This is a genomic window from Azospirillum sp. UENF 312511 (genome assembly GCF_058780635.1).
The window spans coordinates 1-15,418 of sequence record NZ_JBSNCG010000006.1; the positions used below are offsets into that span (position 1 = coordinate 1).

10 protein-coding genes are annotated in these 15,418 nt (G+C 65.4%); 5 read left to right on the forward strand and 5 right to left on the reverse strand.

Annotation, left to right across the window (positions count from 1 at the left end; translation table 11 throughout):
• The first annotated feature begins 146 nt into the window (after positions 1 to 146).
• Positions 147 to 1,265, forward strand: a complete 1,119-nt coding sequence (locus tag ACWPN7_RS33870) for an NAD(P)/FAD-dependent oxidoreductase (RefSeq protein ID WP_103041210.1) — start codon at positions 147 to 149, stop codon at positions 1,263 to 1,265.
• Between the two features lie 136 nt (positions 1,266 to 1,401).
• On the opposite strand, the gene ACWPN7_RS33875 is transcribed toward ACWPN7_RS33870, so the two are convergent.
• On the reverse strand, positions 1,402 to 4,245 hold the full coding sequence (locus ACWPN7_RS33875) for a DUF4347 domain-containing protein (RefSeq protein ID WP_103041211.1): 2,844 nt from the start codon (positions 4,243 to 4,245) through the stop codon (positions 1,402 to 1,404).
• A 301-nt stretch (positions 4,246 to 4,546) separates the two neighbouring features.
• Positions 4,547 to 4,714, reverse strand: a complete 168-nt coding sequence (locus ACWPN7_RS33880) for a hypothetical protein (protein WP_459197898.1) — start codon at positions 4,712 to 4,714, stop codon at positions 4,547 to 4,549.
• 446 nt (positions 4,715 to 5,160) lie between these two features.
• On the opposite strand from ACWPN7_RS33880, the gene ACWPN7_RS33885 reads away from it, so the two are divergent.
• From ACWPN7_RS33885 to ACWPN7_RS33900, 4 genes are all read left to right on the forward strand, one after another.
• Positions 5,161 to 7,509 (forward strand): peptidase domain-containing ABC transporter, encoded by a 2,349-nt coding sequence (locus ACWPN7_RS33885; RefSeq protein ID WP_459197897.1) that lies wholly within the window; start codon positions 5,161 to 5,163, stop codon positions 7,507 to 7,509.
• Positions 7,472 to 8,842 carry an HlyD family type I secretion periplasmic adaptor subunit gene (locus tag ACWPN7_RS33890; protein ID WP_103041213.1) on the forward strand — a complete coding sequence of 457 codons (1,371 nt, stop codon included), beginning with the start codon at positions 7,472 to 7,474 and terminating at the stop codon, positions 8,840 to 8,842. Before ACWPN7_RS33885 ends, ACWPN7_RS33890 begins: the two co-directional genes overlap by 38 nt.
• 68 nt (positions 8,843 to 8,910) lie before the next feature.
• The gene (locus ACWPN7_RS33895) at positions 8,911 to 10,575 is read left to right on the forward strand and encodes an SEL1-like repeat protein (RefSeq protein WP_103041214.1); all 1,665 of its coding nucleotides are present in this window, start codon (positions 8,911 to 8,913) and stop codon (positions 10,573 to 10,575) included.
• Between the two features lie 896 nt (positions 10,576 to 11,471).
• Positions 11,472 to 12,434, forward strand: coding sequence for a recombinase family protein (locus ACWPN7_RS33900; protein ID WP_459197896.1), 963 nt, complete (start codon positions 11,472 to 11,474; stop codon positions 12,432 to 12,434).
• Positions 12,435 to 12,552: 118 nt separating this feature from the next.
• On the opposite strand, the gene ACWPN7_RS33905 is transcribed toward ACWPN7_RS33900, so the two are convergent.
• The 3 genes from ACWPN7_RS33905 to ACWPN7_RS33915 all read right to left on the reverse strand — a co-directional run bounded on the left by ACWPN7_RS33905 (position 12,553) and on the right by ACWPN7_RS33915 (position 15,338).
• Positions 12,553 to 13,098 carry a hypothetical protein gene (locus ACWPN7_RS33905; protein ID WP_459197932.1) on the reverse strand — a complete coding sequence of 182 codons (546 nt, stop codon included), beginning with the start codon at positions 13,096 to 13,098 and terminating at the stop codon, positions 12,553 to 12,555.
• 303 nt (positions 13,099 to 13,401) lie between these two features.
• The gene (locus ACWPN7_RS33910) at positions 13,402 to 13,584 is read right to left on the reverse strand and encodes a hypothetical protein (protein ID WP_456530950.1); all 183 of its coding nucleotides are present in this window, start codon (positions 13,582 to 13,584) and stop codon (positions 13,402 to 13,404) included.
• A gap of 332 nt (positions 13,585 to 13,916) precedes the next feature.
• Positions 13,917 to 15,338, reverse strand: a complete 1,422-nt coding sequence (locus tag ACWPN7_RS33915) for an IS4 family transposase (RefSeq protein WP_492273750.1) — start codon at positions 15,336 to 15,338, stop codon at positions 13,917 to 13,919.
• Between the last annotated feature and the right edge of the window lie 80 nt (positions 15,339 to 15,418).

Consider the following 15,418-nt stretch of genomic DNA (forward strand, 5'->3'; position numbering starts at 1 on the left):
CATGAGCGGGAACGTTCCGTACATCTCCATCATCATGCTCTGAGCGGGCATCATGCTCTGAACGGGAAATCCCGCTTCATCCCCCCGGCGTGCGGCTTCTATGATCCTGCATCGAGGGCAGGGCGAAGCGGGGCCGGAGGAAAAGCATGGAGCGGGTGGACTGCGTGGTGGTGGGAGCCGGGGTGATCGGGCTGGCGGTGGCCCGGCGTCTGGCCCGCGCCGGGCGGGAGGTGATCATCCTGGAGGCAGCGGAGGCCATCGGCACCGGCACCAGCTCGCGCAACTCCGAGGTCATCCACGCCGGCATCTACTACCCAACGGGCAGCCTGCGCGCGCGGTTGTGCGTGGCCGGGCGGGATGCCCTTTACGCCTATTGCGCGGAGCACGGAGTCGGGCATCGCCGCATCGGCAAGCTGATCGTCGCCACCGAGGATGGCCAGCGATCCCGGCTGGAGGCCATCCGCGCCCAGGCCGCCGTCAATGGCGTGGAGGATCTCGTCGAGCTTCCGACGGCCGCGGTGACGGCGCTGGAGCCCGCCCTGCGCTGCGTCGGGGCGCTGTTGTCGCCGTCCACGGGGATCATCGACAGCCATGGTCTGATGCTGGCCCTGCTGGGCGACGCCGAGGAGGCGGGCGCCATGCTGGCCGTCCTGAGCCCGCTGGAGCGTGCCCATCGCACCGGAAACGGCTTCGACCTGGAGGTCGGCGGGGCGGAACCGATGCGCATCGCCTGCGGCACGCTGATCAACGCCGCGAGTCTGGGGGCCTGGGCCGTGGCGCGCGGGCTGGAAGGTTTCCCGGCAGAGCATGTGCCGCCGCGGGTGCTGGCCAAGGGGAACTATTACGCGCTGGGACAAGGGCGTTCACCCTTCGCCCGGCTGGTCTACCCAGTGCCGGTGGACGGCGGGCTCGGCGTCCACCTGACGCTGGACCTTGCCGGGCAGGCCCGTTTCGGGCCGGATGTGGAATGGCTGGCGCCCGCGGATCATGGCGAACCCGACTACAGGGTCGATCCCCGGCGGGCCGACGCCTTCTACGGCGAGGTTCGCCGCTATTGGCCGGGGTTGCCCGACGGGGCCCTGGTGCCCGCCTACGCCGGCGTTCGCCCCAAGCTGAGCGGGCCGGGGCAACCGCAAGCCGATTTCCTGATCCAGGGACCGGACAGTCACGGCGTTGCCGGGCTGGTCAATCTGTTCGGCATGGAATCGCCCGGGCTGACGTCCTGCCTCGCCATCGCCGATCTGGTGGCGGAACGTCTTTCCTGAATGCGCCTTTCCTGAATGCGTCAAGCGGGCAGCCTGATGTGTCAGGCTGCCCGCTCGGCCGTCCGGGTTCGTCGACCGGAATGCCCAACCGGGCGCCGCAGGGCGCCCGGCCGGGTCCGGGGATGGAGGTTTCCGCTCAGGTCAGGGTGATGGCGAGATAGGGGCTGTCCCCCGAGGTCCAGGTGCTGGTCATCAGCGACGAGACGGAGACCCCGGTGAAGGTCATCGCGGTGTCGATGGTGCCGTTGCCGTCGATGTCGCAGTAGGCCGTGGCCCCCTTGGCGCCGTCGGCGCCCGACATGTTGTCCCAGGTCAGCTTGGAGACGCCCTCCTTGAAGCCCCAGATGACCGCCCACTCGCCCTTCTCCAGGTCGGAGACCGTGGACCAGGTGGCCTCCGGGTTGCGGCCGTCGACGAAGAAGGCGTCCTGACCGCTTCCACCGGTCAGCCAGTTGGAGCCCGAGCCGCCGTCCAGCACGTCGTCCCCGGCGCCTCCGTTGATCGCGTCGTTGCCGGCGCCCATGTTGATGAAGTCGTTGCCGGCGGTGCCGTTGATCGCTTCGTTGCCGGAGCCGCCGATGAACTGCCACTGCAGGGACGTGACCGGACCCGTGTAGGCCTCCGCCGCCACCCGGCTGCTTTCGCCGTCCACCGTGACGTCGAACATGGTGGTGGCCGGAGGTTCGGTGGTGGGCGGCTGGGTGACCGGAGGTTCGGTAACCGGCGGCTCGGTGACCGGGGGTTCGGTGGTGGGCGGCGTGACCGTGGCATTGGCCAAGGTGACGGTGCTGCCGCTGACCTGGAACTGGCTCGCCGCGAAGCTGCCGTCGAAACGCAGGGTCACGTCGGCGCCCGCGTTGGCGTCGTTGCCGATGCGCAGCAGGGTGACGCCATTCACCGTTTCGGCCTGGACCTGCCCGGCGGTGAGCTGGCTGCCGTCGCCGGCGGTGACCGTGCCCGTCATCGCCGTGCCGACGATGCTGAAGACGTCGCCGACCGTGGCCCCGATCACCCCGCCTGTGAAGCCGTTGGCCTGGGCGGTCGTCATCGTCACCGTGTGGCGGACGCTGCCGACCAGTTCCAGATTCTCCACGCCGGCCAGGGTCATGCCGGAAATGTCGATCTGCGGCGTCGCCGTGGTGATCTTGCCTTCCGGATCGGTCACGTTGTCGGAGCTGATCCGCAGCGTGTCGTTGCCGTCGCCGCCGTCGAAGGACACCGTGCCCGCATCGCCCTGGGAGGCGACGATGAAGGTGTCGTTGCCGGCCCCGCCCAGGATCACGTCGGCCTCGGACGAGTTGCCGTGTTCGCCGCTGTAGAAGGTGTCGTCGCCGTCACCGCCGATCATCGTATCGGTGTCCCAGTCGCCGATCAGCGTGTCGTTGCCGGCGCCGCCGTCCAGGCTGTCCTTGCCGCCGCCACCGGCCAGCAGGTCGTTGCCGTCCTCGCCGTACAGCACGTCGTCATCGCCGCGGCCGAAAGCCCGGTCGTCGCCGGCGCCACCGTAAATGGTGTCGTTGCCGGCGCCGCTCTCCAGCGTGTCGTTGCCGGCGCCGCCGATCTCGACGTCGTCGCCGCCATGACCCCAAAACCAGACGCCGTCGTCGTTGGCGACCATACGGTCGGCGAACTCGCTGCCGATCCAGCGCTCGACGTTGGTGAAGGTGTCGCCGGCGGCGTCGCCCGTGCTGTTCGCCGGGTTGCGCAGATCCAGGACGACGCCCGCGGTCGAGTTCGCGTAGGTCACCTCGTCGAAGCCGTCGCCGCCGTCGAACACGTCGGCCCCGGCGCCGCCTTCCATGGTGTCGTGGCCGATGCCGCCGATCAGCGTGTCGTTGCCGTCGCCGCCGTACAGCAGATCGTTGCCCTGGCCGCCGTCCATGCTGTCGTCGCCGGCGCCCCCGTAGATGGTGTCGGTGTCCCCTTCACCGAACAGGGTGTCGTTGCCGGCCCCGCCGTCGAGCATGTCGTCGCCCCAGCCGCCGTAGATCAGGTCGTTGCCGTCCTCGCCATAGAGCACGTCGTTGTCGGCTCGGCTGTAGATCTGGTCGTCGCCGGCGCCGCCATAGACGGTGTCGTTGCCGTCGCCGCTCTCCATCGTGTCGTTGCCGGCGCCGCCGATCTCCACATCGTCGCCCGCATGGCCCCAGAACCACACCGGGTCGTTTCCGGCCACCATGGTGTCGGCGAAGTTGGAGCCGATCCAGCGCTCAATGCCAGTGAAGGTGTCGCCGGCGGCGTCGCCCGTGCTGTTCGCCGGGTTGCCGATGTCGATGATCATGCCGGCGGTGGCGTTCTCGTAGGTGACGACGTCGAAGCCGTCGCCGCCGTCGAACACGTCGGCCCCGGCGCCACCATCCATGGTGTCGTGGCCAAGGCCGCCGATCAGCGTGTCATTGCCGCCGTTGCCGATCAGAACGTCGTTGCCGGCGCCTCCGTCGATGTTGTCCGCAGCGTCGTCACTGGTCAGCGTATCGTTGCCCGGCGTCGCGGTGCCGGTGACGGCCAGCACGTGAGACCAGCCATCAACCCCGGCGAAGGGGGAGGGAACGGACATGGGAGCGGCCGCGCTTTGCAGGTCGAGCGTCCAGGAGGCGCCCTGCGTGGCGGGGCCGACCGGACCGGAGGCCGCGGCGACGGCGGCGCCGGTGGCGGCGGCCAGACGGTCGAGCAGGAGGCGCCCCGCCGCGCCGGAACCGGCATGGCAGGCGTGGATGTGGATTTCGGTGCCGTGCGCGTCAGGCCAGGCGCGGTCGAGCAGCGACTGCGCGTCCAGGGGCCGGGCTCCCAGCCGGACCCGTCCCGGCTCGCCATGGGCAACCAGATGCACGGCGGCTGGACGCGCGGCAAGGGCCGTTGCCAGCACGGCGTGAACATCGTCGGTGGCGGAGACGAGCGCGACCTGAACGTCGGGACGGCGGCGGCTGAGCAGCCCGTCGAGGTCCTCAAGCCCAGCGTCCGCGATGATGACTTCGTTCAAGGGAAACTCTCCGTAAAATTTTGTTGTGATCGTTGGGATGCCCGACCGCCTGTCTCGCGTATATGGCAAGGCGTGCGACACCCTATGACATGAATTTCCAAGGTAGACTTCTGCAATCTCCTAATAAGGGATAACTCATGCTCCTCATATAAGGTGACGTAGATACTTATATTCATTTCATCTGGGGATTTTCATTGGAGATATAGCGGGAAAACAACTTAGTTCTATTGAAGAAATTCGATGCGAGAGGGTAAGGGCCAGTATTCAGACATACCCCTTTCGCGCGTCGCCGTTTTCTCCATCAGCCAAAAGGGTTGTTTTCAATAAAAATTTTCATTAATTGCAATAAAAGCGTGAAGACTTTCGTTGTTCTTTGTGGAAGGCCCCGTCCGGAATTTTTCTTGCGATCGACGCGAACCACGCCGGCTTTCTTCCCAAGGTTGCCCGGCGTGACGGTGTGGGCGGCCACGGTTCCCGGCCTGGACCGGCCATGACGCGGGCCCTGGCGTTTGCCATCATGTCCCCTTGATTCCACCGCCACTGCCACCGCCGCACCGGACGCACGAATTGATCGTGCGTCAGCGCGCCGTGCGGATCAGAAGTCTGCGAGGGCAATGGGCTGCGCTTGGTGTCGCTGCCGCCCGGGGATGGCCGTGCCCGCCGATCGAGGGCGTGCTGGGCAGGCGGACGAGGGAGCCTGCGCGCGCCGCGGCGCCAAGCTTTCCAGACGCTTATGGGACCGCGTGAGCGTCGTGTCCCGCCGAAGGCTTTGGCATTTCCGGAAAAGTCATGCGAGCTTTTCCGGATCCGCGTTTCTTCCGCGCTTTGTGTGGTCAGCGTAGGACATCAGACCGCGCACGGCCTTTTCTCGCGTCCTGTTAAAGGTCTGTTGACCATGCGCAAGGAGTAATCTCGATGCGCAGATTGCTTCGCCCTCTCTGGTCACAGACATTTTCTTGTACCCTTTCGAGAGGATACACTACAGTCCGACCGCCAGCCGAGCCTTGGAAACAAAGAGCCGTGATGCACAGCCAAACTGCCAGAAACTCGCAAGAGCCGTCAACGTCGGCCATGCACACCAACCTGCATGGTCTCGTCATTGTGGCGCGCCATCACGGTCTGCATCTGTCGATCGAACAGCTGCTGCGTGATCATGCGATCGGTGCGGAAGAGGTCGGTCCCGGCCTGCTGACCAAGATCGCCAGGGAAAACGGCCTCCAGGCCCGCCCGACGAAACTCCGATGGAAACACTTGGCCAACCTGGGCAAGGCGCTGCCGGCGTTGCTGCGCATGCGCGACGGGCGGGCCATGTTGCTCATCGGGTTCCGCAAGGCCGACGATGGATCGGCTCCGGCGGCGTTGCTGCAGGATCCGCTGAGCCTCGAAGAGGCCTGCGTCGCGGTCGACGAGGTGCGGCTGAACTCCGTCTGGGACGGTGACGCCATCCTCTTCAAGCGCTCCTACGCGCTGAACGACGATGAGCAGCCGTTCGGCTTCCGGTGGGTCATCAACCAGATCCTGAGGGAGCGGCGGATCTTCCGGGACGTGAGCATCGCCGCGCTGATGCTCAGCATCCTCGTCATCATGCCGCCGCTCATCTTCATGGTCATCGTGGACCGCGTGCTGGTTCACCAGCGCCTGTCCACCCTGGCCGTGCTGCTGGGGGGGATCGCGATCCTCCTCATCTTCGACACATTGTTCGCCTATCTGCGGCGCTACCTGATCGCCGTCGGCACGGCACGGATCGACGCCCGCATCAGCTTGTTCATCTTTGACCGGATGATCAATCTGCCGATCGATTTCTTCGAGCGCACACCGACCGGTGTGATCAATCACCGTCTCAACGAAGTCTGGCGCATCCGCAACTTCCTAACGAACCAGTTGTTCGGCACCGTGCTGGACTCGCTGACGCTCGTCATCCTGATCCCGGTGATGTTCACGCTCAGCCCCTATCTGTCGCTCATGGTGCTCAGCTTGGCGGCCCTGATGTTCCTGGTCGTGTTCCTGTACATCGCGCCGCTGGCGCGCGCCTACAAGAAGGTGATCGCGGCCGAGCAGCGCAAGAACTCCTTCATGATCGAGATCCTGCATGGGATACGAACCGTGAAGTCGCTGGCCCTGGAAGGCCGCAAGCGCCAGGAGTGGGATGTCCGGGTCGCGGACGCCGTGCGTGCGTCCACGAACATGAACATTCTGGCCAACCATCCGCAGACCATCCTGCAACCGCTGGAAAAGAGCGTCTACGTCGGCTCCCTGGCGCTTGGCGCTTATCTCGCCATCGGCGAGAACGCCCTGGTCCAGGCCGGCACGATCGTGGCCTTCAGCATGATCGCGCAGCGCGCGGTCGCCCCCTTCGTCCAGATCGCGGGCATCATGCAGCAGGTCCAGGAGGTCCGGGGGGCGGTCGGCCAGGTTTCGGAAGTGGTCAATCAGAAGCCGGAGCGGCCGCGCGACGCGCACGGCGTCCGTCCGGAGATCAAGGGTGAGATCACCTTCTCCGACGTCCGTTTCCGCTATCCCGGCTCGCAGAACCACGCGCTCGACAATATTACCTTCACCATTCAGAAGGGCTCCGTCGTCGGCATCATGGGCCGAAGCGGTTCGGGCAAGACGACCATCACGCGCCTGCTCCAGGGTCTGCACCAGCAGTATGAGGGCCTGATCAAGATCGACGGCGTCGATCTCCGCGAGATCGATCTGAGCCATCTGCGCTCCAGCCTTGGCGTGGTGCTGCAGGACAACTTCCTGTTCAACGGCACGATCCGCGAGAACATCATGGCGGCGCGCCAGAGCGCCTCGCTCGACGAAGTGATCCGCGCGGCCCGGATGGCCGGTGCGGAGGAGTTCATCGAGCGCCTGCCCCGCGGCTATGACACGATGATCGAGGAAGGGTCGGCAAACCTGTCCGGCGGCCAGCGTCAGCGCATCGCCATCGCCCGCGCCCTGCTCGTCGATCCCTCCGTCCTCATCCTGGACGAAGCGACGAGCGCCCTCGACCCCGACAGCGAGGCGATCATCAACAACAACCTGAACCGCATCGGGCAGGGCCGCACGATGATCGTCATCTCCCACCGGCTGGCTTCGCTGGTGAACTGCGATCAGATCCTCGTTCTTGAACGGGGAGCCCTGTACGATGCCGGCAAGCACGACGAATTGCTGAACCGCTGCGACGTCTACCGGCACCTTTGGTTCCAGCAGAACCGCCACCTCGCTCCAGGACCGATCCATGACCGTGCTTCTCTTGCGCCGACCGCAACCAACTGATCTGGACGCCGAGCGGGCAATCAACGACTTCCAGGGCGAAACGGCGGAGCTGATCGGCAGGCCGTATCCCTGGAAGGCGCGGATGACGGTCTGGGTTCTGGCCGGCATGCTGGGCAGCCTGCTCGTCCTGGGCGGCACGGTCGGCGTCGACCGCGTGGTGATGGCGCAGGGGCGCGTCGTCTCCAAGTCGCCAACCATCGTCGTCCAGCCGCTTGAAACATCGATCATCCGCAGCATCGATGTCCATATCGGGCAGACGGTGCGCCGTGGCGATGTGCTGGCGACGCTCGACCCGACCTTCACGACGGCCGACGTCGCCCAGGTTCAAGCCAAGATTCAGAGCCTGGAGGCGGAGATCGCCCGCCTGCAGGCGGAAGCCGACGGCAAGCCGTTGATGCTGGCCGATGCGGATACCGGCAACGCCGATGCGGTGCTCCAGGCGTCGATCTGGAAGTATCGCCAGGCGGAGTACAAGGCGAAGCTGGCGAACTTCGACCAGCGCATCGAAACCGCGCAGGCCACGATCACGCGCAGCCGTGAGGATGCCCGCTATTACCAGTCCCGGCGTGAAATCCTCACCAAGGTGGAGACGATGCGCCAGGAGCTGGAGCGCAACCAGGTGGGCAGCCGCCTGAACTCGCTCCAAGCGGCGGACACGCGGATCGAGGTCGAGCGGAACCTTGCCCTCAGCGACGCCACCATCCGAACGGCCTCCCACGACATGGGAGCCCTGCGCGCGGAACGCGACGCCTATGTCCAGCAATGGCGCAGCGAGACGCTGACCAATCTGGTGACCCGCCGGACCGAACTCAGCCAAGCCGCCGAGGAGATGGCCAAGGCCCAGAAGCGCCGGGATCTCATAGCCCTGCGGGCTGTCGAGGACGCGGTGGTGCTGGACATCGGCCACTTCTCCGTCGGCTCAGTGGTCGAAGGCGCCCGCCAGCTCATCACCCTGATGCCGCTCAACGCCAAGCTCGAAGTCGAGGCGGAGATCAACACGGCCGACCAGGGCTCGGTCAAGCTGGGCGACGAGGTGCAGGTCAAGTTCGAGGCGTACCGTTACCTCAAGTACGGCATGGGCAAGGGTGTGGTGCGGACGATCAGCGAAGACGCCTTCACCCAGCGGGACGACGGTTCGCAACAGGCCAAGCAGCCCTTCTACCGGTCGCGCATCGAGTTGACCGAGGTGGCTCTGCGCGATGTGCCGGAAAACTTCCGGTTGATCCCCGGCATGCCGGTCGTCGCCGACATCATGGTGGGAAAGCGCACCATCCTGTCCTATCTGATGGAAGGTGTGATGAAGAACGTTTCGGAAGGCGCCCGGGAGCCATAAAACGGGACGGCAAGCGGTGCCGTCATGGGGCGGCACCGGCATCCACAAAGCACGAAGGTGGGTATTCCATGCGGCAGGTGCTGGGCGCCGCCAAAAGGCTGTTCGGACGGAACAAACCAGAAGACGTCTACGAGCGCGGCCTGAAGGCTTACGAGCGTGGACAGCACAAGTCAGCCTTCGACCTCTGGCTGGCTGCGGCGCGCGACGGTCATGTGGAGGCGCAATACCGCATCGGTCGTCTCTACGATCTGGGCGAAGGCGTCCTGCGCAACGCCGTGGACGCCGTCGGCTGGTACGTGCAGGCCGCTGAGCAGGGCAACAGGGACGCCCAGGTCCGACTGGCGGAAATGTATTATTACGGCTCCGGCAGCGCCAAAGGCGCCATCCCGAGCGACGCCGTCCTTGAGATGCTTTTCCCCAACGGCCTCAAGATCGAGCAGAATTACGAGGAGGCGCTGCGCTGGGCTCGGGCCGCCGCCGAACAGGGCGCGGTCGTTGCCCAGGCCATGCTCGGCTACATGTATGCGTCCGGCTTCGGCATCACGCCGGATTACCAGGAAGCCGAAATCTGGTACCGTCGCGCCGCCGAGCAGGGCAGCGCCCCGGCGCAGCTGGGCCTGGGCACGCTGCTGGCTGGCGGCTATGGCGGGGCTCCCGACCCCGAAACCGCCCATGGCTGGTTCCAGAAGGCCGCCGAGCAGGGCAACGCCATGGCTTGGTACTATCTGGGCAGCCAGTACATGGCCGGGCTGGGCGTCGAGCAGGACAGCGAGAAAGCCATGGAGTGCTACCGCAAGTCCGCCGAGGCGGGGACGGCGGCGGCGCAACGCGCTCTGGGGATGCTCTACGCCCGCGGCCTCGGCGTGCCGCGGAGCATCGAGCAGGCGGAAACCTGGCTGCGCAAGGCCGCGGTCCAAGGCGATGCCGAAGCCATGATCCTTCTGGGCGAACTGCACAGCCGCGGCGACGGCGTGCAGCCCAACCTGTTCGAGGCCGCGATCTGGTACCGGGGGGCCGCCGAACTCGGCAACCGCCGCGCCCAGCACATCATTGCCCAGATGTATTTGAATGGCCAGGGCGTCCCGAAGGACGACCTGGAGGCCGCCCGCTGGTATGAGCGTGCCGCCGGCCAGGGAGACCCGCAGGCGCAGCTGCGCATCGGTGCCTTCTATGCCGAAGGCCGCGGCGTCGACCGCGATTACGGCCGGGCGCTCGACTGGTTCCGCCGCGCCGCCGAGCAGGGCAACCCGGACGCGGGCTACAACATCGCCCTGCTGCACAACCTGGGCCTCGGCGTTCCGCGCAGCACGGTTGACGCGATCGACTGGTACCGCCGCGCCGCCGAGCAGGGCAGCATGTTGGCGCAGTTCCGCCTCGGCGCCATCTACGCCGCTGGCGATGGTGTGCCTCAGGACTATACGGAAGGCGTCAAATGGTCGCTCATGGCGGCCGAGCAGGGCCATGCCCTCGCGCAGGTCAATCTGGGGCGCTTTTGCATGCAGGGGCTCGGCATGGCTCCGGACTACGAGCAAGCCGAACGCTGGTTGACCGCCGCCGCCCAGCAGAACGAAGCCGGTGCCATGACCGCGCTTGGCGAATTGTTCGGCATCTGGCGTCCTGAAAAGGATACCGAACGGGCGGAATATTGGCTGAACCGCGGCGCCGATGCGGGAGACGCACGGGCGAAGCCACTCCTCGCAAAGCTCCGGGAGCAGCAGCAGAAAACGGCGTGAGGCCCTCCGCGCCAACAGCACCACCGACGCGCCGATAGCAAGGCTGGGCGAGGGTGGGGTTGGCTCGGTGGTTTGAGCGCGCCGGCGGTCTTTGCCCAAACCTGGAACGCCTTGAGGCGGGCTGCCTCACCAAGGCGTTCCCACGACTTTCGCGTGGATCGTTCTCGCCCCCGCCCTCGCTTGCCGATGCCTTGCGCAAAACCCCACTCAGCGACCAACGGGCCGATCATCACCCGCGGTTTCCCCACCGCGCCGCGATGGTAGGGCTTGGCTGCTTCCTCCAACGGCTCAGCCATCTTGTTTTCAGCGAAGCCAAGAAAGAGCACTCCTGGATTGCAGGAAATGATACTGATCGTTCAAATTGGTTCTGAGCCAGAGGGTTTTTCTTCGGTGCCTGTTCGAGGCGGACGCCGTGGGACAATGCTCCTTTCGCTCTGTCGTTGTCGGGTGGTTCGTGCGAAAAGCCGGATTCCAGGGGTTTTAACGCCCTGCTTGGCCCCGTTTTGCAGACCGGATCATGCGAAATGTGGGCGGTTCATGCGAAAAGCTCCCCGTCGGCGTACGGGGCATCGCCCCATGTCGTTGAAAAGCCGACGTTCTTTCAGGAAGACAGATCAGAACGCGGTCCGCCAGCGGGCCTTCCTTGCCTGATGTCCCACCGGTCAGGGAGGCCGACGCGGCTTGGCATCTTGTCCCGTTCCAGCTGACGGTCCCAGGCGATCAGCGGAGCGCAAGCCGGCTCGCGGCGCATAGATATTTTACCAAACGGCCGTTACGTACCGTCTGCGTATTTGGTAAAATGTCCCAGGCGGACGCCTGGCGAGGGGGTCCGAAGCTCAATCGGGTAAAATTCGGCGGCGTGCACCGTTTCCGGACCGCTGCGCTGGGAGAGGTCCATGGCCCTGATCGGGTACGCCCGCGTGTCGACCGACGAGCAAACCACCGACCCGCAGCTCGACGCGCTGAAGGCGGCCGGTTGCTCAACGATTCACCGGGAGCATGGATCCGGCGGCGACCGGTCGCGCCCGGAGCTGAAGCGTGCCATCGCGCGCTGCCGTGCCGGCGATGTGCTGGTGGTCGTGCGCATCGACCGGCTGGCCCGTTCGCTCGCCCACCTCCTGGAGATCATTGAGGCGCTCGACGCCCAAGGGGCGGGTTTTCGCTCGCTGGGCGATCCCATCGACACCACCAGCCCGCAGGGCCGCTTCACCTTGCAGATTCTCGGCGCGGTGGCCGAGTTCGAACGTGCGCTCATTCGCGAGCGCACCAAGGCCGGGCTGAAGGCCGCCAGGGACCGTGGCCGCATCGGCGGCAATCCGGGCCTGCGCTTCCGTTCTGCGGCGGCGGTGCGCGCCGTCAACGACGCCCGCGAGGCGCGGCGCGACACCGATGTGCTGCGGGTGGCCGACGAAATCCTGCCGCACGTCCGTGCGATGCGGCCCGGCTATTCCTGGGCGACTGTGGCCCGCAGCCTGGCCAGAAATGGCTCGCGGCGCCCCGACGGTGGCTCGTGGACCGGAGCGGCCCTGGCGCGCGCTGTGCGTCGCCTCGCGCGCGACGGGTTCGTGGACAACGGGGTTCTGGAGCGTACGCCGCGGCGGCGGGACAGCGACGATCTCGTCACCTTGGTCGCTTCGGCGGTGAAGACGCTGGACAACCCAACCCTGACCAACATTGCCCGGCATCTTGAAGAGCTGCACTGCCGGACGCCCCGCGGCGAAACGCGCTGGTCGGTCTCGTCGGTTCAGAACCTGCTGGCGCAGGCCGTCGCACAGGGTCTTCTGGAAGATCGGCCTCTCCCTGCACCAGAATCGCCTCGCCGGCGCGGCCGTCCGCCCAAATCGCTCAAAGGCCTGTAAAGCATCCCATAACAGTGACAGTCAATACCCCTAGTCAGTCCCTGCCCGGTGCGCATGCCCATCCGGTTCAGCTGCGCGGCGATGCCCGCATCCGACCAGCGCGTCGCCATGCTGCGGATCACCGCCATCGCCTCCTCCGGAGTCCGGCAGCCGTGCTCGCCGGATTTCGGTTTGGTGAGACGCAGCTGCGAGTGCTGGCCGCCCTGCCAGTGGATGGTGAGGATGACTTCGCGCGCCGCCTCATCGACGTCGGCGATGATGTTGACGATGAGGTTCGGAGCAACCGTTGGCGCGCCCTCGTGGTCACCGTCGGCGCGTTCCAGGCGGCCTGTAGATCGTCCGCCAGTCCGGCGAAATCCGGAACGTCGGCCACCGGAACGGGAGCCGACACGGACGCGACCCGCGCCTCGCAGGACTCGACACGCCGAAGCGCTGCTTCCCAGTTCTTTTCCAGCTGCGCGGCAATCAGCCGGTTGTCGGGATCGCAGGCGGCATAGCGCCGTTCCGCCAGCGACGCCTCGTAGCGCGCCTTCTGCAGGTCCAGCTCCGCCATCCGCCGTCGCTCGGCTTGGTGTTCCATATGCCTCCGCTCGGCTTCCAGCGCGGCCTCGATCGCCATCGGCTCGACGGCTCGGAGAAGTTCGCCGGCGACCACCTCGTCCACCCGGGAACTCCCAAACCCGAGGCATCGTGGCAGTCCCAGCATCTGGTGGGGACGTTCGCAACGGTATATGGCCTGGCTGGGCTGGCGGCCGCGATACGACACGGTCAGGCGCCGTCCGCACCGGGCACAGCTCAGGACCCCAATCAGCAGGGCACGGCCCCCGCGCCCCGATTTCGCGCCGCCGGCCCGGCCGTAGGCGTTGGCGGCGAGCAGGGTCTGGTTGCGCTCGAACTCGGGGGCCGGGTAGCAGGTGAACAGAAACTCCGATTGGGCCGCTAAGCCAGCTTCCCGTTTTGGGCGCAACTAAATTTCTTCACCAATGACAAGTGGATTCGCTGAAATAACGCGGTTTGTTCCAACCAGAACAACTCTATAATTCTTTTGATTGTATGATTTTCCGTTACCAACAACAGGGAGTGTTGGCTCTTGTAACGTTACTCCCGTCCTTGTTCCATCTTTGTCTAAAAAAATCCAGTCGCAGTTCATATTACCCTCCGTTAGGTGATGCAACGCGGTTAGTTATAACTAATTTTTCGCGCAAAGCATGTGTTTTTCCGACAGGCACAGGGGCCGCCTTCCCGCCGGTCCCAAGGCCCCGGAATCATAGCCAGGAAACTCTGTCGGCTTGATCATCTGTACGGAAACTGTCCCGCTGGGGTTTTCCGTACAGCCCCCTTGGCTCAATCGGAATTTCTGTTCCGCTGCTACTCGGACCCCATAAGCCATGACGTTTGCAACTCGTTTGCGTCCGCGCGATGACGCGCCACGCAAACCTCAGACGCCGCCCCATACCTTGCCAAGGCGACCCTCACCGGCTTTCAATTACCCACAAGCTGCGGCGCGATCTCCGAACCCAATGCAATGTCGATCAGGCGAGACATGCCCCGCCACATGACGGTGTTTCCCGGTGGTGGATCACCGCCGCGAGCGAGATAGCCGCCGAGCTTGGCGACTTTGGTGAGATAGATGCCCAGGGTGTTGCTGCCGGGCGTGGTTGGAGCCTTGTTCGGGATCAGGAAATTGAGGATCTTCTGCTCGCGCTCGGTGAAGACGATCCCTGCGTCAATGTCCGGCGCCGATCGGTTGATCATCGTTAGCCAGAAGACTCGCCAACTCACCAAGCAGTAGACGGCGATCAACTTCACCAAACGGTCGGCGCTTCGCAGGCGCGCCTCTTCCGCCTTACAGCCTGACTTCAGGATTTTGTGAAACAACTCGATCTTCCACCTCACCGAATAGCAACGGAGCTTCTCAATGGCGTCCTCGTTCGAGAGGACGGGCAGATCGGTGAGGAGCTTCCAATCAATGCGCGGCCGGTTGGCGGGCGCGTCACGTTCTCGGGCACGCAGGACCGTCAGGGAGAGGGCCGGATAGCGACTCTGCTTTCCGACCGGCGGCAAAATCCGCAGGCTACGGTAGGTCAGTTCGACCTTCGCCGTGTCGAGGTGACCTTTGCCATCTCGGACAGCAACGGCATGCACGCCTTGGACGGCGACCTCATCCATCACGGCGTCGACGGTCGTATCGCCACCAAGGGCGAGCCGATCGACGCAGGTTCGCACCAGGAAATGCGTGCCCATCTTCTGAGCCAGGCAAAACAGCTCGTAGATGTCGCTTTCGCGATCGCCGACGTGGATGCAGCGTCCCGGATCACCGAACAGTTCCGTGGTCCGGCGCAGGTTCTCCAGCCAGCGGACACTCTCCTTCTGCTCGATGGGAACCCGCGTTGGGTTGATCCTTCTCTTGAGGGCGGCGGTTCCCTTGAACTTGCTCCGGGTCCAGAACTTGACCGCGCCGAGCCCAAGGGGCAGACCCTCGGTCGTGACCGCCAAACTGGCGTGCATCAACAGCCCACACACGGTGTGCATGCGGAACCGGCCCTCCTCGTCCTGACCACTGTTGACCCGGACGGTCTGGCCGATCTTCTCGGGATGCTCACGCTGGAAGGAGAACTCTGTGGTGTCCTGAATGACCAGGATGGGGCCGGAGGCCGCGGCGACCCGCTGGCGCGTCGAATCGAAGTGGCCGGAGAGGATGTCCGCGTCGCTCACCCGCTCGTTGGCGAAGAACCGGTAGGCCGCCTTGGTGTTGGCCCAGTCCTGGCAGGCCAGGGGAATGCTGTCGCCCATCGCCCCGGCCATCTGATCGAGCAACGTGCCCAAGCGTCGCCCCAGCCGCTCGTCGGCAAAGTGGCAGCCAGCGAGTTCATTGTCGATCCAGGCGTTGGCTCCCGTGGCCATCGGCACCTCCCGAACATCGTGCGATGTCAACAGGCCGTGGATTGCCCGCGTTCGAGGTGGAGACCGCCGTCACCAGCGGT

Bases quoted from the DNA above. Each gene is read 5' to 3' on its own strand.
- ACWPN7_RS33870 (WP_103041210.1), top strand. From the start codon at position 147: ATGGAGCGGGTGGACTGCGTGGTGGTGGGAGCCGGGGTGATCGGGCTG.
- ACWPN7_RS33885 (WP_459197897.1), top strand. From the start codon at position 5,161: ATGCGCAGATTGCTTCGCCCTCTCTGGTCACAGACATTTTCTTGTACC.
- ACWPN7_RS33890 (WP_103041213.1), top strand. From the start codon at position 7,472: ATGACCGTGCTTCTCTTGCGCCGACCGCAACCAACTGATCTGGACGCC.
- ACWPN7_RS33895 (WP_103041214.1), top strand. From the start codon at position 8,911: ATGCGGCAGGTGCTGGGCGCCGCCAAAAGGCTGTTCGGACGGAACAAA.
- ACWPN7_RS33900 (WP_459197896.1), top strand. From the start codon at position 11,472: ATGGCCCTGATCGGGTACGCCCGCGTGTCGACCGACGAGCAAACCACC.
- ACWPN7_RS33910 (WP_456530950.1), bottom strand. From the start codon at position 13,584: ATGAACTGCGACTGGATTTTTTTAGACAAAGATGGAACAAGGACGGGA.
- ACWPN7_RS33915 (WP_492273750.1), bottom strand. From the start codon at position 15,338: ATGGCCACGGGAGCCAACGCCTGGATCGACAATGAACTCGCTGGCTGC.